Origin of the sequence: Murimonas intestini, from assembly GCF_024622195.1 — a bacterium.
In the GTDB taxonomy this organism is placed as follows: Bacteria; Bacillota; Clostridia; order Lachnospirales; family Lachnospiraceae; genus Murimonas; species Murimonas intestini.
Map to the genome: position 1 here is coordinate 536586 of NZ_JANKBI010000001.1, position 19594 is coordinate 556179.

Sequence of the window (19594 nt, forward strand, 5' to 3'; positions counted from 1 at the left end):
TGCTCCTGCTTATACCATTTGTAAATTTCTGTAACTGACTGCTCTGCCCATGCAGTACTTGCTCACCGCTATTTCGCTTTTATCTGTCGCCTGCAGAATATTTTTCACATAAGAGAGCAGAAAGCCGTTATACTTTACTTCCAGAATCACTTTCCAGGGATTCTGCACAGGATAGAACAGCAGATTCTGACTAAACAGGTCTCTGTTGGACTCCGTAGCATTTATCTGAGAATCAAATGTTATCCTGATTGAATTTTCTGGCATTATAAATGCTTTCCTGCGGTACTCAATAATTGTTCTGGGAATATAAGCGCTCATATTCAGAATTCCGTAGACTTCCCCTGCAAATGGATCCTTATACTGTGTCAACGGGCTGTAATCGCCTTCCGAAAGTTTCTGTGCATGCTCCCTGCTTATTTTCATAGAGCGCTTCAGCTGGTTTCCCCCCTGTTTCTGCTTAATTTCAATCAGCGCAAAATCATCCTCCGGGTCGTAGACCCTGAGCCTTACTTTCCTTCTCACTTCTGTTCCAGCCATTTTTTCTTCATAATCTTTATTGTTCAGTGTGTCAAAATACAGTGAACGGACCATATACCCATTCTCACCATTATGCGGATCCTCCTGTATAACTTTTTCCAGCTTTGCCGCCAGCCGGGCCCCCTGCTCTGCAGCCAGCAGATATTTCTTTTCCTGACGGAGCACCTTCTGAATATCCAATATTTCATTCCTCCTTTATCATTTCAAGCAAAGGACGAGTCCAATGGTAATCTGCTGTTATCCGGGCATCCGGATAGGCATCCCTGATTTTTCCCCAGGTCTTTATTGCTTCCCCTATGCCTTCTTCCCTGTAGGTCTCTTCCTCAGTAAGGCCATGTACACCCACATTCTGGAATTCCAGAATACAGTGGAATACTTTTTTGTATTTCTCTGCAAGCCGGACTTCCTCAGCTATCATCTCTGTCTCATTCCCTCTGCCATAATTCATGACTGCAACCTCATCGCATGTTTCAGCGATAAGCTCCTCAAGCCCTTCCCGGAGTCCCTGGTCATCATAATGTCTGGGAATACACGCAATGATATCAATGTTTTTACTTTTTGCATATGTATATGCTTTTTTCATACCATTCACGTATATGTCCATATAGTATTCCCTGTCATTTTTGAATTTCTCTGTGATATAGGGTTCCACATCCACCATAAGCCCGCCGATACGCTCCTTCAGCCTGACGTTTCTGTTGTAGCTGTCAATAGAACTGATGCATGCGATCAGAGAAGCGCCATCCTCCTCAAATCCCCATTCAACTGATCCTACAAGTGCGTCTGTCTTCACTCCCAGCGTATTCATATAGTTTATAAAAGCAGCAGTTTTTTCTTCATCCAAATCCTGTGGGAATTCCTGATACCACCTTGTGATACCCAGGGCCTTAATCAATTCCTTCATACCTGCCGGGTCCTCTACAGTCTCCTCATCCCATGAAAACATTCCTGTCTCTGCTTCTTTTTCCCCGCTATGTCCGGTCCTCAGGAATAAATAAAGGACACACAGCAGCAGACATACAATTAAAATAACTTTATAAATTTGCTTTTTCATCTATTCTCCTGAAATATCATATTTTCTGCTGCGCTCTTTTTTCCGGCTGTCATATTACTGCTTTTGAGCGATAAAGAGCAGTACCGAGCTCTTATATATATCCCCCTCCTGTTCGAACCGCACACATCCGCCATGGCGTTCAGCAACTCCCTTTACAGAAGTCTGGCCCACACCAGGTTCTGATTTCTCTTTAGAATCAGTTGAATTATCCAGTGTAAGAATCATCTTTCCCTGTGCGGCAGAGCATCTGGCATGAATAAATTTATGTCCTGCTCTCTGCTTTTCTATGCTGCAGGCAGCATTTTCAAAAAGATTCCCGAAAACAATACAGAGCTCCATGTCAGGTATTCCGACAGATTGGGGTAGTACAATTTTTACATCAATTTCCGCTCCTGCCCTGCGCGCCCTGGATAAATAATGGCGTACAATCGTATCTACTGCATAATTCAGGCATACCGACTGTTCATTATCATCCGGAAGGCTTTTCAGATAATCCGCCAGATATTTTTTCAGGCCTTCTGTGTCCTTTGCCTCCGCATATCCCATAATCACAGTCAGGTGATGGCGCATATCATGGCGCGCTGTTTTGATTCCTTCAATATTGTCGGTCAGATGTCTGTAATTTGCCGCCTGCAGACTGAGCTGATGCTCCATATTCCGCATATCATCCTCCAGCCTTACCTTCATGGAGGAATCCAGAACAGCCCGGAAGGTTACAAAATATGTCAGAAGGCCAGTAAGCAGTACAAGTATATAGATTGAAAAAATCCTGTCATCATTCAAGTTTTCAATATAAAACCATGAATAAAAAACATTAATAATTAAAAACAGCACCGGCGTAATACAAAGCAGCCAAAAACTTCTGTCTCCCAGGCCATCCATGGCCGGCTGTATCCTTTTTTCAAACAGGCGGTACAGAAAGGGAAGCGTAACAAGCATCATGCCCAGTATCATACAGCTATAGGGAACAGCTGCCATAACATTCACATCGCCAGGAAATAATTTCACATCTATGTATTTTGCAGTAACGTTTATGATATTCGAATATGCCTGCACCACCATAAAGATATACAGCAGTTTTGGGAATGAGATCCTGAATGCGATAATATATTCCAGCATATAAATCAGATAGAACACAATAAGTACTATCGAATCGAGCCACCGTCCGTCAGGCATCAGATAATTCCGCACTGTATAGTAAGCGGCCACACATAATGTTGTACCCCCGATCATTGCTATAATTGTAGATTTTTTGACCCGCAGTTTCGTAAAAAAGGGAATACAGCATAAAAGATAACATGGCAGGTTAAGAAAAAAGCTAAAAAAGAATATCCTTATGCTATCTTTTATAATCCTCACCTCCTTTGTTTATAAATCCTTACGCAGCTTTTCAAAATAATAGTCTTCAAACTTCTGCTTCATGGCTGCCCGCTCCTCCCGCCGTACAGGCACGGAAGAACCGTCCAGCAGGGTAAAACTATAACCTGCCATGGAGGATACATAGTCCAGATTGACAAGAAAACTTCTATGACACCGAAGGAATCTTGGATCATTCAGCTTTTCTTCCAGATCACCAAGCCTCAGATAACTTTTCATCATTCCATAGCTTGTGTAGAGAAGACAATATCTGTTCTGAAACTCCACATAAATAATCTTGGAGAAAAGAATTTTTCTGATTTCCCGGTCAACGCTCAGTTCTATGTAACGCTCTGCTTTCCCTACAAGTCTCAGACACCGTTCTAAAGCTATTTCCACATTTCCATACTTGATTGGCTTCACCAGGTAATGTGCCGCTCCAATCTGGAATCCTTCTGCCATAAAATCTGCACTGGTAGTAGTAAATACAATTGCAGCATCCTTATCCCTTTTGAGTATTTCTCCAGCTAATTCCACTCCGTTCATTCCATCCATATAAATATCAAGGAAATTGATTTTGCATACCTCCCTTTTTTCCATGAATTCTATTAATTGCTCACCGCTTTCAAAAGCTGCAATTTTATATGGGAGCTGATTCTTTTTTTCAGCTCTCTGGATGTATGCTGCAAGTATTTTTCTCTCTTTTTCATCGTCATCGCATATAGAAATATACATCTTATCACCCTGTTTATAGTTAATCATAAATAGCATCAAATACAATATAAATGTTGTAAATTGTAGAATAACTGTTGAAAATCGAGCAATACATGATATCAGCTCATATCGCCGGGTGACTTTGTTTGTTTCTCCAGACACCTTTTGACTGCCCGTACTATCTTTTGATACGTTACCGGTTTTTTGCAAAAATAAGCAACACAGAGCCTATACGCCTGTATGCCAAAATCCAGATTTGAAAACCAGATGATCCTGCCTGTCAAATAACATGCGCTTGTAATCGTGTCTAACCCTTCCACGCCGTCCTGAGCTATAATCACAATATCCGGTTCCTCCACTTTCACCAGTTCCGCAAGTTCCGGCCAATCACTGCACCCCGAAGTCCGGGCTTCCACGCTGTTTTCATCACAGCAATGCCGCACGAACTCTATGATCTGTTTCTTTTCTGCTTCATTGCCATCACAGACAAATATCCTCCACATACGTTTTCTCCTCCTTCTGTCATTGCTTTCTAAAGTTAACATAACGAAACAAACCATAACTTTCAAGAGGATGGCTTCAAACTGCAGATTTTGGCCTTAAACTACATTGCCGAAATCAGCTCTTTACTGTACAATAAAATTAATAAAACTATTTAGTACCTTCACAGCTGTAAACACTCAATATTACTTCAGAGAGGGGAGTGGACGATGAGAGTTGCCATAATTGATGATATAAGCCGCTGCAGGGAGGATATACGAGAATACCTGCTGCGTTATATGAAAGAAAATTATGCCGCTGAGACTGTCTCTATAGAAGATTATACAAGCGGCCAGGCTTTTTTGTCAGACTTCATGCCAGATACTTATGACATTATTTTTATTGACCAGTACATGGACGGACTTTCCGGCATCGACACCGCCCTGGAGATACGCAAACTGGATAAACTTGCGGCGCTTATATTCGTGACTACCAGCCGTGACCATGCTATAGACAGCTTCACAGTACAGGCCTGCGGGTATCTGGTCAAACCTTACGGATATGATAATTTCGCAAAAACTCTGGAAACTGCCAGACTTGATAAAATATGGGGAGCCCGTTTTATACGCATAGAACAGGAAAAAATCCTTTTGAACGAAATACTCTGGTGCGACCAGGACAATCATTATGTCCAGATCCATACTGATAAATGCGGCCTTTACCGGTTCCGCCTTTCCTTTAAATCCCTGACAGGCCTGCTTGCGCCCTATCCTCAGTTTTTAACCTGCTACAAGGGCTGCATTGTTAACCTGGAACGCGTAGAATGTATCATCAGGTTTGATTTTCTGATGGATAACGGAAACATTGTACCATTCTCACAGCGGGATAAGAAAAAAATTGAATCACTCTATCATTCTTATATATTCCAGCGTGAAAGGAAGGGTATGCTTTTATGATGAAAATACTTGATACAATGATGGTGCTTCTCTTTCCTTTCCTGGATACCATTCCTTTTACACTGCCCAGATACTGGATGTTCCGTGACAGGCTGCGGATGCCCTTCCGTTACATCATTCTTCTTCAGCTTCTTTTGTCTGCTGCAAACAGCATGGTTTTTTATTATATCAACCTGAAGGGTAATGAGTATGCGGAACAGTGGACAACGGTCACACGCTACAGCTTTATGCTTGTTTTTCTGGCTCTTGCCTTTTTGCTGATCAGAGAAAGTTTCCCGAAACTGATGTTTACCTATCTGCTGTTTCTGGCCTGGCTGTTTTTTGTACTCGGCAATGCAAACTATATTGAGAGCCGGTTTTTTATTGATTTCTCCGTCCGGCATCCATATCTTATTTACAATATCGCCCGCATACTGATATATCTTGTCACCTGTCCTTTTATGTTCCATTTTTTCAGTCATACAATATCGGATGCGCTGAAAATCGATGACGAAAAAATATGGCAGAATTTCTGGAAGATCCCTCTGTTTTCCACCCTGTTTGGTATGCTGTACTGTACAGTAACAGATGTATATGCCTATGCTTCATGGCAGTTTCTCTTCTCCCGCTATCTCATGCTGTTTGGCGTCTGTTATGTATCCTATGTGGTTTTAAACACACTAAAGATCTCCCGGCACAGCGCACAGCTGGAAGATGCCCTGAAATACGCCGACAGAAACCTGGAATCACAAAGGAAACAATGTGACCTCCTAACTTCCCACATGGAAGAGATCAGAAGGGCCCGTCATGACCTCCGCCAACACCTTGCCGTTGTGCAGTGCTATATAGACAGGAATGACAGGGAAGGGCTTGCTGATTACATAGATATTTACAAGAACGAACTTCCGCCTGACACGCTGGAGCTTTACTGCCGCAACAATGTAGTGGACGCAGTGGTCTGCTATTATGCCACGCTGGCGCGGGACGCTAAGATCCAGTTTGAAGCTGCAGTAAATTACCCTGACAATTGTTCCGTTACAAGCACGGATATCACAGTACTGCTTGGAAACCTTCTGGAAAATGCCGTAGAAGCCTGCATACGCGGCACAGAAAAACAAAAGTTTATCAAACTCTGCATAAAACAGCGCAATAAATCAACACTGCTTATTCTGGTAGACAATACCTGCAAAACACCTGTGATCTTTCATGAAGGGATTCCCATGTCATCAAAAAGGGAAGGATTTGGAATCGGGACAGCTTCTGTTCAGAGTATAGCTGCCCGATATGGGGGAGATGTACAGTTTGAGCAAAAAGAAGGTGTGTTCTGCGCCTCCGTTCTTCTCAAAATTTCATCAGATATGTAGAAATTCCGGTACAAAAAGACTAGCCCCCGCAAAAGCCACGTATCAGCGTGCTTCTGCGGGAGCTCTCACCGGCAGCAAACCATTATTCTCCATACTCCTTTTCGCACCATCCTGCAATCTCGGCAATCAGTTCAAGCCGCAGAGGTTCATGGTAGAACAACCTTATAGTACCTTTACCTGTTTTGTACGCTTTCAGCTTGTCTGAAAACACCTCTGCCGCCGCAGGACCGGGATTACAGAGACGTCCGCAAGAATTATACTTTGTAAATGGACTTACCAAACTCATAAGCCTTTATTAAATGCTCTGTTTTGTCTATCTGCGGTTTTCCGTTTGTATCTCCGCAGCCGCCAGCTAACACCACACCTTTATCATAGAAACCAATATAGTTTATAACTATCTCTTTTGCTGCTCTGCCAGTAGCTTCTTTTTCTGTATTTTACTCCATTCTCTGTTCTCACACCAATATACCATGTTATCTGCAGCATCAAATACAATTGATACCACAGTGGGACATATTGTTTGTGCAGTCTGCCTTAGAATCTCAAAACAATCCGAGACATCAAAGTCTTCATTTTTATTTTCAAGCATCTCTACCGCCTTATTATACCTGTCCCATCCCATCCAGGGGTGCTGCTCATTTCTTCCCTTAAACGGGGAGAAATTTGTTAAGACCGAGTATTTCGGCTTTGGTAAATAACGTACTCCTTGCCCCGGAATTATTTGTAAAACGTTTCCAGCACTATCTGAAAGTTGGGATTGGAAAGTGACACCAGGAACACTGCAAACAGATCCATGCTCAGCAATATCTTTGATCTCACCTAATGTTTTTTTACTAAGAAGTAAATCAATATCCAGCATAATGATATTTTGACAATCTGTATTAGCAGGATTACTTCTTTCATCGAATGGCCAACATGTTGGCATAGCTACGAAATCCCCTCTGGCATTAGCGCCAAACAGCGGTAACCATCCTTCTTTTTTATCGTATATAGCAATATAAACTTTATCGTTTTCAGCTACAACCTTATATTCCATATCCAAAATATCAAGATTAAAACCAATAATAGTTTTATTACCATTTGAAACTATACTTGTACACATATTTGTTCTCCTTTTGTTGTTATTTTTTTAACCACGCCATTTTAAACTGCTCTCTGAATTTAAATATTACAAACAAACTGAATTATTTTATATTTACATAAATACCAATTGAACAACGCCCGCCGATAAAAGAGCAATCACAATACCTAACACAATTCCCTTTATGCCTCCTTTAACATGGAATAAATAGTTCTTATATTCCTTGTCCATATCCTCGGTTCCTGCTATTCTTAATTTTTTACTATGGCAAAACACACCAATATCAAGCACAATTACATCAAATAAATTAACGGATAAAAATAAAATAAACACATGTATAAATGCTGTTTTAAAGCTTTTAGCTCCAGAATAATAGGCAACTGCCGCTAAAAGAGGAATGAATATAAATACAGCAATAAGTTTTTTTAATATATGCCCTTTTTCAGTTCTTTTAATAGAATTCTTATATTGGGGCAAAGATCCTACTCTTTTTCTAATTTCCGGAGGGTATGACATAACATACTTAACGGGGTCTTTATACTGTGTTGGTAGTATTATTACTGCAAAAATAATACAGGCAATCGCACATTCTATTGGTAAAAGCATACTCTTTCTCCTTTACATCGTCTAATTAATAAAACAGAACATTACCGTTTTCTAATAATCCAATCAATATCTTGAGTTTTCTTTCGGCATAGCAGCCACAGGGCATATCCTTTAGAATACCAACAGGAATTATCTAAATCAAATACTGATTTTAAGGATACTGCTTTTACTTCGCCTGTTTCAGAGCTGTTGAAAACCTGTCGATAACGTAAGAGTACATTCCCTGTAACAGTTCCTCAATATTCCCAAAATGATATAGTTTCTTTTCGCTTGTAACTGTACTCATATTTTCCCGCCAAATTAACAAGCGTTAATATGAATTGTACTCTATATCTTAACACTTATCAACATAGGTATTTACTTTTAACAAGAAGATTTAGCAATTTCTGAATTTTCCCCTGCAAAATCAGAAATAGCGATTATATTATGACAGCGATCAATTTGCAGAAATTATTCTTATCTTATCAATATATTTAGGCTGTTATATCTTTCTTTGAATAGAAAAAATAGGTTAGTCCAACAGACAACGTGATAATAATGATTGTGATGATTAAATACAATGGATTTAAAGCTGAATTTATAACCATATCTTCTGCACCATAATAGCTAAAAGGTGAGAGATATTTAAGATAGGACATTTTTTCTTCAACAGAAGCTAAAATACTAAAAAAATAGGTGATGAAGATTACTCCAAAAGAAACAGATATAATTGTTTTGGTCTTTGTTATGAATACGGACAGCAAGTATCCAACCGAAGCAAATATCATATGAATAAAAAATCCACCAACTGACACTAGAAGAAATGGTTCTAAATCAAAACTATCCATTTTAAAAACTTGCATAAAAAGAAAGTTTGATATTGAGAATAGTAAATTGAAAAGTAATACATACATTGTGACGCATAAATACTTTGCCCCTACAATCTCATTGCGTGTTATAGGTTTAGAAATCAAAAATTCTATTGAGCGGTCAGCTTCTTCTTTTGAAAGGATACATGCCGATAACATAACGGAATAAATGCTTCCAAAAAGCATAAATAGGATGTAGGAACGGCTTGCATAATAGTGCAGAATATTTGTCATATCGAATTTATCTAAGCTCATAGCTTTAATAAACGCTTCGGGATATTGGGAGAGCATAGCTTCTGTATTTGTCGCTGTTTCAGCAACACTTTCAAAAGCAACGAACATAAATGCGTTTACCGCAACCAGTATAACAAGCCAGAGACAAAAGGATTTCGAGTTCCTTTTCACTTCTCTAAAGAATAAGTTTTTCATTTATCCTCACTCCCTTCAACATAATAATGCAAAAAGACATCTTCTAAGGACGGTTCAGTTATAGATACATTTTCTAGGTTGTTATCTTTTTCTAAAGCTGATAATAAATCGTGGATATTTCCAGCGTGAAGAAATGATATAGTGTTTTCGTTTTCACATAATATTTTGACTGCCATATTTTCATATGATGTATGAGTGTTAGTTTTCTTAAAAGAAATTTCCACTTGTCTGAACTGATTTTTCCTTAATGATTCTATTTGTTCAATCGTTAATATTTTCCCCTCCTTAATTATTGCCACACGGTCACAGACTTTTTGAACTTCATTCAAGACATGTGATGAAAACAGTATCGTAATTCCTCTTTTCTTTTCTTCTTTGAGGATTTCAAAAAATTCGTTTTGTATCAACGGGTCAAGTCCGCTTGTGGGTTCGTCAAAAATCAATACTTTAGGACAATGGAGTAAGGCTTGAATTATAGCGACCTTTTTTTTATTCCCGTAAGACAGGGCATTTATTTTCTTTGTAATATCCAGACCTAACCGTTTAGACAATACCAGGGATCTATCTGAACAATCTTTTTTGTAAAACCTGCTGGAATAATCAAATAAATCAATAACTTTCATATCATCATAATAGTTTACTTCTGATGGAACATAGCCAAGTATCTTTTTAATGTTTTTACTATCCTTGAAACAATCCATATTTTCAATAGTAGCATGTCCATTATCTGGATATATCAGCGAAAGCAATAAACGTATAGTTGTGCTTTTCCCAGCTCCGTTTGGCCCGATAAATCCAAAAATTTCTCCCTTTTCTATGGAAAAGGTAACATCCTCGATACCCCTTGATTTCCCATAAGATTTAGTCAAGTTTTTAATGTCTATGACATTCATTATCTCATTCCTCCTTAATGTTTGAGTTTGAGGCGCCCTGTACCATTTCAACAACTGTCTTTTTTATCAAAGCAGAAATTTCATCATCACTAATTTGTAAATCATTAAAAGCAATTAAAGAGCCAATTCCATGCAGTAATGCAAATGTCCGCAATAATATATCATTGCACTGTGCTTCATTCAGAGAATAATCAGATTGCATTTTTTTAATCATTTCTCTATTGCTATCATAATTCAACATCATTTCAATAACGGAATTATGTTCAAAGCCAGAGGAAAAATAGATTAGCTTATACAAGTTCTTTTCGTTTCTTATAAGATTTAAGTACCAGCGGGTAGTTAAGCTAAGAAAGTCTCTTTTCTCTTTGTTTTTCAAAATCTCATAAACACATTTCTCACAGACATAATCAAAAACTGCTTTTCTTAATTCCTCCATTGTAGGAAACTGACTGAATACGGGTTGTGTAGAGCAGGATAATTCTTTTGCCACATTGCGAGAGTTGACACTTTCAATGCCATTTCTTTTTGCTAATTCAAAACCAGATTCTAAAATCATATCTCTTGTTATCTTTTGTCTGGGAGCCATTGTACCACCTCTTTCATTAATTAAATACCAACCGATATATATCTACCGATATTTTAATATAGATTCATCACTTTGTCAATGTACACAGCACCTGCTGCAATATAATATAAAAACCGCAGCCAGTATTTCACATCAGAAATGTGAAATACGGTTACGGTTTTTCTTCATCGAATTTAAAGCCGACACCCTAGCCAGTCATTGTTATAGCACTTCTACGCTCAGCTATAGATCATTTTCTTTTGAATATAATTAGTTCAGCTATATTTGCTGCTATTATTAAAATACCACTTACTAAGCAAATATTAGCTACTAAGTTCTGTCCATTTTTTAAAAGCGGAATAGCACTTACCATAAGGACGACACCTAGTAAAAATGTAAATGTCTTTGCTATAAAACGGACAGGTCTGTGTCTCCATGCTTTGTTAATAGATTTATCAAATTTGTCTGCCACATTCTCTACACCTTTTTCAATAGAATCGCCTGCATTTTCCATTATTTGTTCAAATCTATCTTCTGTCATAGATCATCCTCCCTCTGACTGTAAGACTTATCATGAATACTGCTGTCTGATAATACTTCAATAACAGCTATCGCTGAAATAATAGCAATAGTTGTAAACTTAAACCAAAAAATCATTTTTTTCATTGATATTATCTCCTGTCTATTAATTACTTTCTTCTGAATACAGCTAATTCAACAATGCGTATGATGATCACTAAACTACCGCCAATTAAACAAGCTTTAGCCGTTTTATGATATCCTTTTTCATCAAGTGGTACAGAACTTGCAATAAGTCCAGCTCCGGTTAAAAAGGTTAAGGTATTTCCTGCAAACCGAACAGGGCGAAATTTCCACGCAAGGTTTACGGATTTATCAATCACTTTTGCCGCACCCTCCACCGTTTTCTCAATGGCATCACCAAAATGTTCCATAGAAGCTTCAAACCTTTCTTCTTTCATGTCTTTTCCTCCTCTTTTATACATGTTGTCTGTATGTATTTAGGCAAATAAAATTGCTTACGCAATTTTATTCAGTTACCATTTTTTCCAATACATTTTTTACATAGTCTAATATTTCCTCATCAATAATGGGTACACCTAAATTCTCAAGTAAATCTTTCGTGAAATATAATCTTTCTAAAAGCTCGGACTTTGAACAAGGAAATATTGCTGGTTGTAACCATATACTTGTGAGTAATGTAAATAAACTTGATAATGCTTTTGGATATTTCATGGCACTGATAGAGCCATCTGCAATCGCTTCTTGAAAAAGTTTTTCAAAAAATGGATAAACAATATATTGGTTACTTTCTATGTACTCTGCTAAGATTCTAGGGTTCTTCAGCAATGAGATAGACATGATACCGACCTTCTGCTGCTTCTCGTTTTGGAATGACAATTTAATAGCCTTTTTAATTTTTTCCAAACCATTCAAATCTTTTTCCGAGTTTACCTTTTCAAATGGATTGTCGTCCCAAAATAACTTGATCCCTAAAGCATCTAAAACCTCCTCCTTGGACTTGAAATGATGATAGAAAGCTCCACGGGTTAGTCCTTCCAAATTATCAACAATGTCCAATACGGTAGTTTCTTCATAACCTTTTTCAAGGAATAGTTTTAAAGATACATCCAGTATCTTTTGCACGGTTTCTTCCGGATATTTATTGCGTGGCATTTTATACCTCCTTTTTAATACATACAGTATGTTTGTATTCTCAATATAACATACACAGTGTATGTTGTCAACTAATTATTATCCATTGTCAATCATTTATTATTGAAAGAGCGTGCCAATCTAAAATTAGAAATGCACGCTCAATAATTTATCCTATAATCCTCCTGTTGCTGTCTTTATGGAGCTCCAATACAAACTTTGAAATCTGTGCCGCTTAATTCTTACACCATTGTATCATCACGCAAAACTTCTGCCAGATTGATTCTATGTACATTCCGCCAGCCAAGATAATAAGCCAACGCCACGGTTCCCCAAATAACCAGCATAAAAGCAACAATTGGAATCAACGGTGCCTCGGCAAAAAACTCTCCTGCCTCAAGATAGCTCATTCGCAGCATATACCCCACCACGGCCACCGCTAGCGGCAGGGTGATTAAAATCGGACGCCCGGCAATAACAAATGCCTCAATGCAAAACATCTTTCTGATTTCCCCCGGCGCCATCTCGACAGACATATATCTGGCAAATTCCCTATTAGTATTGGCACAGCACACAGTGCAGCCGCCTCCTGCTCTGGCAATGATTTCAAATATTCCATACCTTCATCACTTGAATAGAACTGTTGCTGTGCCTCTATGTGTTGGAACAAATCCCCATTGCCATCCCCAAAATCCTGACGGCCATTATAAGAACAAAGCTCCCCTTCATGCAGATAAAGAATGCGGAACCAGGTTTTGTTATACCCTAAAGTTTCTTTGTTTTTCCGGGACAGGCACTGCTCATAATCCAAACGTCCAAATAGCAGCACCGCCTCCTGCAGTGTTAAAACCTCTCCTTCTTCCAATCTCATATCTTCACTGGAATCCACATATACAAAAGGCTCCATATTATAAGGTATCTCTATTTCTGAGTCTTTTAAGGTCATCAATAGCCTCTGTGTTTCTGCGGATAGCTCTGGTGATTCAAGAAATCGCCCAAATTCAAGCCATTTCTGAAAACCTTCCTTACCCTTATCAACCAGAAGCTGCATTGCAATTTTTCTTATGTGTTTTTCCTCATCCGGATAAAAAGATTCATACCCATCGGGATCAATTCTCTTTTGAAACTGATTGATACTTTCCGCTATTTCCATCACGTCTGCACTCTTATGGAAATCCTCTTTTTCATTCAACAATTTCCCAGTATCGATCACTTCCAGTTCCGGCATTGCAGATATCAACTCCCTTGCAGCTCGTAGAATTTGCGGATAGTCATCAAATCCATACATTGCTTGCAGCATATCCACATCCATCTTCCCCATGTGGACCAACTGAAATTCTTGTAAAAATTCCGGCTGTTTTTGGTCATATACATGGACTCCAATTCCTTTGACCGCATTAAGGCGTTCTGATGGAATTGCCTCATAAAATTTTACTGCTTCTTCTGCAGATAAAATATCTTCCCGGCACTCACCATAACGCGGAAATTCCATACACTCTGCTACATAAAAAGTAATCCGGATACCATTGACGGCATCCTTGCCCATTTTACTGTTTTCCACAAATCTGTCTCCTCTCCATTTTTGCCCAAAAAAAGCACTACCATTTAGCGGTAATGCTCAGATTATAGTTAAAATACAAGCCATCAGATGATTAAAAAACCTGATGGCTTATCACTTAGTTATTAAAATATTTGATAAACTCGGATTTATTTATTGTTCTTCCTTGCCTTATACCATATATAAATACAACTACCTAAAGCTATCATGTACAACACAACAAGTACAAGAAATGTAGTGCCTACAGGGTTCATCATTTTGTATACAGGATAAAACGATACTATAATAAATATTGGTACCACTATTCCAAAGATTGCTTTTTTCCTTGTTGATAAGTATACGTGAGAACCAAGTAATACTATCATCAACAAAAATGATACAAGTTCTGTAATGTCAAAGCCGCCAGTAAATACTCTCATAACATATATAATCACTATAGCAATTACAAAACATATAAAAGTTGTCATAAGCAGCCCCCTTTCTTCTTGAGCAAATTTAACTTTCCCCTACATGACAGACTAAGATTTTTTTAATTTTTTAGAAATTTTCGTACAATCTTCGTAATACGAGGTTCCATAATACCACCGAAAAAATCACAAATAAAATCTAACATATAGTATTCCTCCTAGAGTTCAGATTTTTCAGTTTCTGGAATTTACGCATTGCAATACATATCATAAACAATATATCCTTGTATTCCTTCCAATGACCCTTCAAATGTTTCCTGACACATCATACATCTTGGTTCACTCATTGGATATCCGCTTGTAGGATATATTTTATACTGTGATGATGTCTTGAATCCTATACGATTATAAAAGTGAAAATCTCCCTCCACGGTAATTCCCTTGAAGCCCAATTCTTTTACTTTTTCAATTCCTAATGTTAACATTGTAATACCAACATGCTTATGAAAATAATCTGCATGCACAGAAACTGGAGCTAACATTACAATAGATTTGCTATCTATGTGCTCCCCTTTTGGTGTTCTTGATAAAGGAAAATGTGAAAATAAGAAATGTCCGACTATTTTCCCATTTAATTCAGCTACAAAAGATAATTCTGGAATATAATATTTAGAGACTCTGATTTCTTCAATCAATGCAATAATGTCTGTTCCATCAGAATAACTGGTTCCTTCTTGGAAAGAACGTAACACCAAAGAAATAATATCTTTATAATCCTTTTGTGTTTCTGGGCGTATAGCAATATCATTCCGCATATATTCACCTCAACTTCAAATTTAGAATATCCAACCGATTTGGTTAAACATTACCATACCTAAGATTCCCCCTACAGATAAACACAATAAATACAATTAGGGTGTCGTACAATTTATCTCTATTTGACAATGCTATTTACTATAGACTTAAACTGAGTGGAAAGTTCTTTTGGTGTGCCGATTAAATCATTATTAGCAACCTCCATTACCTCTCGTAAATCAACTAAATCTTCGCGCATAAACAATTCACATAAGTATCGCTTCATTCTGCCGTTGTTGTACTTTTCTAAAGCTATCATTAAAAGATTTTTTCGCTCTTCATATTCTTGATACCAAATATCAAATCCGTTTTCCAATATACATTGGCAAGCCTTAGTATAATGTTCATTAGTATTTAGGTCACTGAAGTCTCCGATTTTTTTTACTTTTTCACAAGGAAATTCATTACATAATGCACAATGAAGAATTTGCTTTTCCTTACAACATTTAGAGATCTTACATGGTTCAGAATAATAACCATTTTGAGAGCAACCAGAACAGGCACTATTCCCGTTCACGATATGACGATTACACAAAGCACACATAATACCACAATAGCCATAAGGTAAATCGTACATTTCAGCACCTCCTTTAAATTTTCTGATTTTTCACTCAGATAGTCGAGTAGACAAGTGGCTCACGCCGCAAGCCCCTCACAGATCCGTACATGCGCTTTTACGCATACGGCTCCTCATAATAACATTCGCTTTTAGAATAGACTAACATATATCTTTGGTTTGGCAAGCGGATACACTTTCAGCATATCTATAAACCCTTCCCATGTGTAGCTTTTCATCTGACTACAGCTTCGCAATCAGTTCTTTTGCTGGCAGGTCATTGTTGTCATACACATCTAGTTGATGAAGCGTACTTGTTTCCAAGAAGCAATAGGCTCTCCTCAGTTGACAATTAACCACTATGTCAAGCATGATTGGCTCTTTGACCACGCAGTGCCGACGAACTCTCACCATAGCGAGTTAGCCGATGTTGCTTTCCGCACCAGTTAAGGCGTCAGCCCTCTGAAATTCAACTTTTCGAGGCTCAATCGCATTGCAACCCTACTAGCTTGCTGTCTACGCTTCGCAACAATCATTACTGATTACCACGCAAGACTCGCTACTGCTGGTTGGTTAGACCTTAAACAGACCGGATTTGCACCTGTTAGGTTAATTGCCCTTTGCTGGGCGCACAGCTGGAATTTGTCTATTCCACATTATGTTTATTTTGCGTGTTTCTTCTCATCTTTCAAGGCTTTCATATACTCTGTTGAGTTGCAATTCGGACACCTCAATTTCCTATCTTCAGCGGCGTTCACTGCTATCAGTGAACGTAAAAAGCTTGGTTTAAAAGAACGGTGACATTTAGAGCATATATAATGATATTTTCTCCAAACATAAAAATGAATTAACAGAGCACCTATAATAACTCCGGCAACAAGAATCCAAAATACATTGTCAGCTATAACACACACCTCCTATCATATAAATAACCTTCATTGCAAATTCTATGTTGTCAAATCAGCTTAAACACCATTTCACAATATTTGTAATCAGTTTTGTTGGCAATGCTTTATTATAAGGAAAATAGATTGCATTTTTCTTTGTGACAAATTCATTTAACTCGGATGCAAATTCTCCAATAGCTTCAATCCCTACATAAAAACTAATATGTTTTTTACAAGCAGAAAAGGAGACAGATTTTCCTTCTTTTTCATAATACGGCATACTCCATAATATACGTTCACTTATACATGGAACACTATTTTGCAATGTAATCATCATTTCTTTTAAATGGGAATGTATATCTAATGGTTGCGAATCTATATATTCTAATACTGTTTCAGGTGTTTTTCCGCAATAATGTCCCTGATTTGTTCTTTTAAACTCCCTTCCACATTTGGGGCATATCCACATATTTTATTTTCTCCTCAACTTCAAATTTTCCAGACAAGCTGGACGTTTGCATGCAGATTATACTGCGGCACCTCTTTCCATAATAGGACTCTTTTAAAACTGATTACATTGGTTTTAGATTTTTATTGAGCCTGTCCACCATCCAGACAATTCGCTTTTCCCGTCCGGCATCTGTCTTTGCGTCAAAATATGCCCGTGTATAAGTCTTCTTTACGGATGGAGACATCGCTTGAAAATTTGTGTGAGCGGGTTCGTGCCCTTCCAACAATGCAGACAGGCAGGCAATCTGTTCCTCTGTAATGATTGCCAGAGGATTTGAAGCATCCCACTGACCGTTCTTCTTGGCCTCATCTATCTTCTTCCTGCCAAAGTCAGTCATAAGCCCTTGTTCCTCAAGCTTTTTCACCAGCGCCTTGTTCTTCTCAGACCATTTGCTGTTCTTTCTGCGCAGAGAAAAATACTTCTTGTATGTCTTATCATCAATCTTTTCCATCTGTCCATCAATCCAGCCAAAACAGAGAGCTTCTTCCAGGGCCTCTCCTGCTTTTATAGTTTTTGGCCCACCAGCTTTACCAAACAAAAGCCAAATACCATCATTTATAAGACAATGTTCACTGAGCCATTCACGAAATTCTTTTCTATTGTCAAATTTCATTGTTTCGCTTATGATATATCCCTCCTTATCGTTTGCTTTGCTCGCCATAAGCGTGCAATTACTAATTTTTCTACTGACTAAACGGGTATTTATCAATCTATCATTATACTATCGATCCCTGTAAATTCGGGAACGATGATAGATTGAATATCTTGTTTTATCTCTTTCTTTACATGGGTGATACAACACTCTTTCAATCCGCCAATCGGAGCTAACATAAATTATCTACAACCACTTTTTTATTTATTGTATCTGCCGGCTCTGAAATAAATCAGCATAACATACCATGCAGACTCAGAAAATGAGTAATTGACTCTGCTATCATTTCCGGCTCTTCTCTATGTACATAGTGACCACATGGCAGATTAATAAATTTTACATGCTCGTTTGTCGAAAAATACTCTTGGTGGATCTTTCCCCACGTAGGGATCTGCTTCAGGTTTTCTTTGTCATAGGATAGAAAACAGAGCACTGGCAGAGACGGGGATTTACCCTCTCCTACTTTAAGAGCATTTCTTTTTATAAAATAAATTTCATCAACCATATTTCTACTAAGCAGCTGCTTCGAGGTAATCCTATACATTTCTGCCTGCTGCTTTTTGTTAAGGAGATTATTCTTCACTACTGGATGGCTTTTTGTCATAACTCTAGCAGCGGGTCTGCGCAATAAGTGTGCAATCCACACCATTGGGGAAAGAAATAACGGAGTCTCTAACGAACGATAAGCCTCAGGTACTGCCATATCAAGTCCTATAATGGACTTGATTTCGTCTGGATATTTTTGTGTCCAATATATAACCTCCAAACCAGACATTGAATGAGCGGCTGGAATAAACGGTCCCGTGATATCCGCTTTTTTTAATGCTTTCCGCGTTTCTTCCAAAATAGTATCAATATCTCTGGAAAGTCCGGTTTGTCCGCTCCACCCATATCCGGGACGTTCGACTACCACCATATTGATTCTCCCTGCCAGGAGGTGCCACAACGGTTTAAAATCATAAGTTGGACATTCTGTACCAGAACCTGATAAAAATACAATTGTATTTTTATGATCTGCTGTCTGTTGGGGTATGTGATAAACATGCATATATGTATCATTTACTTTAACAATTTTCCCTGGTGCCTGCATTCTTTCCTCCATTCCTGGTCATACCAGAACTTATTCTTTTCCTGTATATTAATTGTAGGTTCTGATCTTTATCTTTATTCATCTTACCACAATACAGCAGCACTAGCAATCAACCGCTTTGAATCGTAAACAATCATCCTCTGAACTTGAAAAAAGGTATATCCTTAATAAATCAGCTTTTCTTCGCACTTATCTGGTGTTTTTGAACCAGAATCTGGAAATCCTCCCAGGCAGATGGGAGGATTTCAACCTTATATTTCACTTAACCGTTCCTTTAGCGCTTTTCTTGCCTCTCCTACGTTCATTGTTTTTTCTCCATTCAGACGTTCCTGCTCTGCCTACAAAACACGTCCCCGAAGTTCCAGGATCTGTTCCCGTTTTTCATAAGCTTCAATACTCATTAGAACCATATCACCTTCTCTGTTTTTTGTTATATAAATAGGCTCTTTTGATTCTTCCGCAACTGCTTCGTAAGCGAAACAAATTTCCCGACTAAATTATCATTCGATATCAATGTTATACAGGTTCAGTTTTCTCAGCTT

General features: G+C 38.2%; 26 protein-coding genes. 2 read left to right on the top strand and 24 right to left on the bottom strand.

Annotated features, from left to right (window positions below):
- Positions 1 to 9: 9 nt before the first annotated feature.
- The 5 genes from NSB28_RS02460 to NSB28_RS02480 form a co-directional block, all read right to left on the bottom strand.
- Positions 10 to 717: a polyphosphate polymerase domain-containing protein gene (locus NSB28_RS02460; protein WP_257497402.1), complete on the bottom strand. Its 708-nt coding sequence runs from the start codon at positions 715 to 717 to the stop codon at positions 10 to 12.
- Positions 718 to 721: 4 nt separating this feature from the next.
- A complete protein-coding gene (locus NSB28_RS02465) occupies positions 722 to 1591 on the bottom strand; it encodes a hypothetical protein (protein WP_109624365.1) in 870 nt (289 codons plus the stop codon).
- Between the two features lie 54 nt (positions 1592 to 1645).
- Positions 1646 to 2800 carry a GHKL domain-containing protein gene (locus tag NSB28_RS02470; protein ID WP_257497403.1) on the bottom strand — a complete coding sequence of 385 codons (1155 nt, stop codon included), beginning with the start codon at positions 2798 to 2800 and terminating at the stop codon, positions 1646 to 1648.
- A 159-nt stretch (positions 2801 to 2959) separates the two neighbouring features.
- On the bottom strand, positions 2960 to 3709 hold the full coding sequence (locus tag NSB28_RS02475; RefSeq protein WP_257497404.1) for a LytR/AlgR family response regulator transcription factor: 750 nt from the start codon (positions 3707 to 3709) through the stop codon (positions 2960 to 2962).
- Between the two features lie 71 nt (positions 3710 to 3780).
- Positions 3781 to 4164 carry a DNA-binding transcriptional response regulator gene (locus tag NSB28_RS02480; protein WP_109624362.1) on the bottom strand — a complete coding sequence of 128 codons (384 nt, stop codon included), beginning with the start codon at positions 4162 to 4164 and terminating at the stop codon, positions 3781 to 3783.
- Between the two features lie 207 nt (positions 4165 to 4371).
- On the opposite strand from NSB28_RS02480, the gene NSB28_RS02485 reads away from it, so the two are divergent.
- Together NSB28_RS02485 and NSB28_RS02490 are read left to right on the top strand one after the other, a co-directional pair.
- The gene (locus NSB28_RS02485) at positions 4372 to 5097 is read left to right on the top strand and encodes a LytR/AlgR family response regulator transcription factor (protein WP_109624361.1); all 726 of its coding nucleotides are present in this window, start codon (positions 4372 to 4374) and stop codon (positions 5095 to 5097) included.
- Positions 5094 to 6440: a sensor histidine kinase gene (locus tag NSB28_RS02490; RefSeq protein ID WP_257497405.1), complete on the top strand. Its 1347-nt coding sequence runs from the start codon at positions 5094 to 5096 to the stop codon at positions 6438 to 6440. Before NSB28_RS02485 ends, NSB28_RS02490 begins: the two co-directional genes overlap by 4 nt.
- A gap of 82 nt (positions 6441 to 6522) precedes the next feature.
- Here the strand turns inward: NSB28_RS02490 and NSB28_RS02495 are convergent, their stop codons facing one another.
- From NSB28_RS02495 to NSB28_RS24955, 19 genes are all read right to left on the bottom strand, one after another.
- On the bottom strand, positions 6523 to 6726 hold the full coding sequence (locus NSB28_RS02495; protein ID WP_257497406.1) for a hypothetical protein: 204 nt from the start codon (positions 6724 to 6726) through the stop codon (positions 6523 to 6525).
- A gap of 108 nt (positions 6727 to 6834) precedes the next feature.
- Positions 6835 to 7542: a hypothetical protein gene (locus NSB28_RS02505; protein WP_109624360.1), complete on the bottom strand. Its 708-nt coding sequence runs from the start codon at positions 7540 to 7542 to the stop codon at positions 6835 to 6837.
- Between the two features lie 93 nt (positions 7543 to 7635).
- The gene (locus tag NSB28_RS02510; protein WP_257497407.1) at positions 7636 to 8127 is read right to left on the bottom strand and encodes a hypothetical protein; all 492 of its coding nucleotides are present in this window, start codon (positions 8125 to 8127) and stop codon (positions 7636 to 7638) included.
- Positions 8128 to 8600: 473 nt separating this feature from the next.
- Positions 8601 to 9404: an ABC transporter permease subunit gene (locus NSB28_RS02515; protein ID WP_109624359.1), complete on the bottom strand. Its 804-nt coding sequence runs from the start codon at positions 9402 to 9404 to the stop codon at positions 8601 to 8603.
- Positions 9401 to 10297, bottom strand: coding sequence for an ABC transporter ATP-binding protein (locus tag NSB28_RS02520; RefSeq protein ID WP_109624358.1), 897 nt, complete (start codon positions 10295 to 10297; stop codon positions 9401 to 9403). The genes NSB28_RS02515 and NSB28_RS02520 overlap by 4 nt, the downstream gene beginning before the upstream one ends.
- 4 nt (positions 10298 to 10301) lie before the next feature.
- Positions 10302 to 10883, bottom strand: coding sequence for a TetR/AcrR family transcriptional regulator (locus tag NSB28_RS02525; protein ID WP_109624357.1), 582 nt, complete (start codon positions 10881 to 10883; stop codon positions 10302 to 10304).
- Positions 10884 to 11112: 229 nt separating this feature from the next.
- A complete protein-coding gene (locus NSB28_RS02530) occupies positions 11113 to 11403 on the bottom strand; it encodes a hypothetical protein (protein WP_109624356.1) in 291 nt (96 codons plus the stop codon).
- The gene (locus tag NSB28_RS02535) at positions 11400 to 11528 is read right to left on the bottom strand and encodes a hypothetical protein (protein ID WP_257497408.1); all 129 of its coding nucleotides are present in this window, start codon (positions 11526 to 11528) and stop codon (positions 11400 to 11402) included. Before NSB28_RS02535 ends, NSB28_RS02530 begins: the two co-directional genes overlap by 4 nt.
- A 23-nt stretch (positions 11529 to 11551) precedes the next feature.
- Positions 11552 to 11842: a hypothetical protein gene (locus NSB28_RS02540; RefSeq protein ID WP_109624355.1), complete on the bottom strand. Its 291-nt coding sequence runs from the start codon at positions 11840 to 11842 to the stop codon at positions 11552 to 11554.
- A 67-nt stretch (positions 11843 to 11909) separates the two neighbouring features.
- Positions 11910 to 12557 (bottom strand): TetR/AcrR family transcriptional regulator, encoded by a 648-nt coding sequence (locus NSB28_RS02545; protein ID WP_109624354.1) that lies wholly within the window; start codon positions 12555 to 12557, stop codon positions 11910 to 11912.
- A 221-nt stretch (positions 12558 to 12778) separates the two neighbouring features.
- Positions 12779 to 13036, bottom strand: coding sequence for a hypothetical protein (locus NSB28_RS02550; RefSeq protein WP_306812108.1), 258 nt, complete (start codon positions 13034 to 13036; stop codon positions 12779 to 12781).
- On the bottom strand, positions 12991 to 14097 hold the full coding sequence (locus tag NSB28_RS24605) for an LPD25 domain-containing protein (RefSeq protein ID WP_109624353.1): 1107 nt from the start codon (positions 14095 to 14097) through the stop codon (positions 12991 to 12993). The genes NSB28_RS02550 and NSB28_RS24605 overlap by 46 nt, the downstream gene beginning before the upstream one ends.
- A gap of 146 nt (positions 14098 to 14243) precedes the next feature.
- Positions 14244 to 14561 carry a hypothetical protein gene (locus tag NSB28_RS02560; protein ID WP_109624352.1) on the bottom strand — a complete coding sequence of 106 codons (318 nt, stop codon included), beginning with the start codon at positions 14559 to 14561 and terminating at the stop codon, positions 14244 to 14246.
- A 188-nt stretch (positions 14562 to 14749) separates the two neighbouring features.
- Positions 14750 to 15316: a GNAT family N-acetyltransferase gene (locus NSB28_RS02565; protein ID WP_109624351.1), complete on the bottom strand. Its 567-nt coding sequence runs from the start codon at positions 15314 to 15316 to the stop codon at positions 14750 to 14752.
- A 119-nt stretch (positions 15317 to 15435) separates the two neighbouring features.
- Complete coding sequence (locus NSB28_RS02570) at positions 15436 to 15933, bottom strand: DUF3795 domain-containing protein (RefSeq protein ID WP_109624350.1); 498 nt, start codon at positions 15931 to 15933, stop codon at positions 15436 to 15438.
- 939 nt (positions 15934 to 16872) lie between these two features.
- Positions 16873 to 17268 carry an iron chaperone gene (locus tag NSB28_RS02575; RefSeq protein ID WP_109624349.1) on the bottom strand — a complete coding sequence of 132 codons (396 nt, stop codon included), beginning with the start codon at positions 17266 to 17268 and terminating at the stop codon, positions 16873 to 16875.
- A 103-nt stretch (positions 17269 to 17371) separates the two neighbouring features.
- The gene (locus NSB28_RS02580; RefSeq protein ID WP_276538579.1) at positions 17372 to 17923 is read right to left on the bottom strand and encodes a YdeI/OmpD-associated family protein; all 552 of its coding nucleotides are present in this window, start codon (positions 17921 to 17923) and stop codon (positions 17372 to 17374) included.
- 271 nt (positions 17924 to 18194) lie between these two features.
- Complete coding sequence (locus NSB28_RS02585; RefSeq protein ID WP_257497409.1) at positions 18195 to 19052, bottom strand: alpha/beta fold hydrolase; 858 nt, start codon at positions 19050 to 19052, stop codon at positions 18195 to 18197.
- Positions 19053 to 19390: 338 nt separating this feature from the next.
- Complete coding sequence (locus NSB28_RS24955; protein ID WP_334304785.1) at positions 19391 to 19537, bottom strand: type II toxin-antitoxin system Phd/YefM family antitoxin; 147 nt, start codon at positions 19535 to 19537, stop codon at positions 19391 to 19393.
- Positions 19538 to 19594: the final 57 nt, after the last annotated feature.

What these genes read in the sequence shown, in the direction of transcription:
- NSB28_RS02570 (WP_109624350.1), bottom strand. Translation starts at nt 15,933, where the DNA reads ATGTACGATTTACCTTATGGCTATTGTGGTATTATGTGTGCTTTGTGT.
- NSB28_RS02535 (WP_257497408.1), bottom strand. Translation starts at nt 11,528, where the DNA reads ATGAAAAAAATGATTTTTTGGTTTAAGTTTACAACTATTGCTATTATT.
- NSB28_RS02520 (WP_109624358.1), bottom strand. Translation starts at nt 10,297, where the DNA reads ATGAATGTCATAGACATTAAAAACTTGACTAAATCTTATGGGAAATCA.
- NSB28_RS02580 (WP_276538579.1), bottom strand. Translation starts at nt 17,923, where the DNA reads ATGAAATTTGACAATAGAAAAGAATTTCGTGAATGGCTCAGTGAACAT.
- NSB28_RS02475 (WP_257497404.1), bottom strand. Translation starts at nt 3,709, where the DNA reads ATGATTAACTATAAACAGGGTGATAAGATGTATATTTCTATATGCGAT.
- NSB28_RS02545 (WP_109624354.1), bottom strand. Translation starts at nt 12,557, where the DNA reads ATGCCACGCAATAAATATCCGGAAGAAACCGTGCAAAAGATACTGGAT.
- NSB28_RS02480 (WP_109624362.1), bottom strand. Translation starts at nt 4,164, where the DNA reads ATGTGGAGGATATTTGTCTGTGATGGCAATGAAGCAGAAAAGAAACAG.
- NSB28_RS02585 (WP_257497409.1), bottom strand. Translation starts at nt 19,052, where the DNA reads ATGCAGGCACCAGGGAAAATTGTTAAAGTAAATGATACATATATGCAT.
- NSB28_RS02515 (WP_109624359.1), bottom strand. Translation starts at nt 9,404, where the DNA reads ATGAAAAACTTATTCTTTAGAGAAGTGAAAAGGAACTCGAAATCCTTT.
- NSB28_RS02550 (WP_306812108.1), bottom strand. Translation starts at nt 13,036, where the DNA reads ATGTTTTGCATTGAGGCATTTGTTATTGCCGGGCGTCCGATTTTAATC.
- NSB28_RS02490 (WP_257497405.1), top strand. Translation starts at nt 5,094, where the DNA reads ATGATGAAAATACTTGATACAATGATGGTGCTTCTCTTTCCTTTCCTG.
- NSB28_RS02540 (WP_109624355.1), bottom strand. Translation starts at nt 11,842, where the DNA reads ATGAAAGAAGAAAGGTTTGAAGCTTCTATGGAACATTTTGGTGATGCC.
- NSB28_RS02575 (WP_109624349.1), bottom strand. Translation starts at nt 17,268, where the DNA reads ATGTGGATATGCCCCAAATGTGGAAGGGAGTTTAAAAGAACAAATCAG.
- NSB28_RS02530 (WP_109624356.1), bottom strand. Translation starts at nt 11,403, where the DNA reads ATGACAGAAGATAGATTTGAACAAATAATGGAAAATGCAGGCGATTCT.
- NSB28_RS02495 (WP_257497406.1), bottom strand. Translation starts at nt 6,726, where the DNA reads ATGAGTTTGGTAAGTCCATTTACAAAGTATAATTCTTGCGGACGTCTC.
- NSB28_RS02565 (WP_109624351.1), bottom strand. Translation starts at nt 15,316, where the DNA reads ATGCGGAATGATATTGCTATACGCCCAGAAACACAAAAGGATTATAAA.
- NSB28_RS02465 (WP_109624365.1), bottom strand. Translation starts at nt 1,591, where the DNA reads ATGAAAAAGCAAATTTATAAAGTTATTTTAATTGTATGTCTGCTGCTG.
- NSB28_RS02560 (WP_109624352.1), bottom strand. Translation starts at nt 14,561, where the DNA reads ATGACAACTTTTATATGTTTTGTAATTGCTATAGTGATTATATATGTT.
- NSB28_RS02485 (WP_109624361.1), top strand. Translation starts at nt 4,372, where the DNA reads ATGAGAGTTGCCATAATTGATGATATAAGCCGCTGCAGGGAGGATATA.
- NSB28_RS02525 (WP_109624357.1), bottom strand. Translation starts at nt 10,883, where the DNA reads ATGGCTCCCAGACAAAAGATAACAAGAGATATGATTTTAGAATCTGGT.
- NSB28_RS02510 (WP_257497407.1), bottom strand. Translation starts at nt 8,127, where the DNA reads ATGCTTTTACCAATAGAATGTGCGATTGCCTGTATTATTTTTGCAGTA.
- NSB28_RS02505 (WP_109624360.1), bottom strand. Translation starts at nt 7,542, where the DNA reads ATGTGTACAAGTATAGTTTCAAATGGTAATAAAACTATTATTGGTTTT.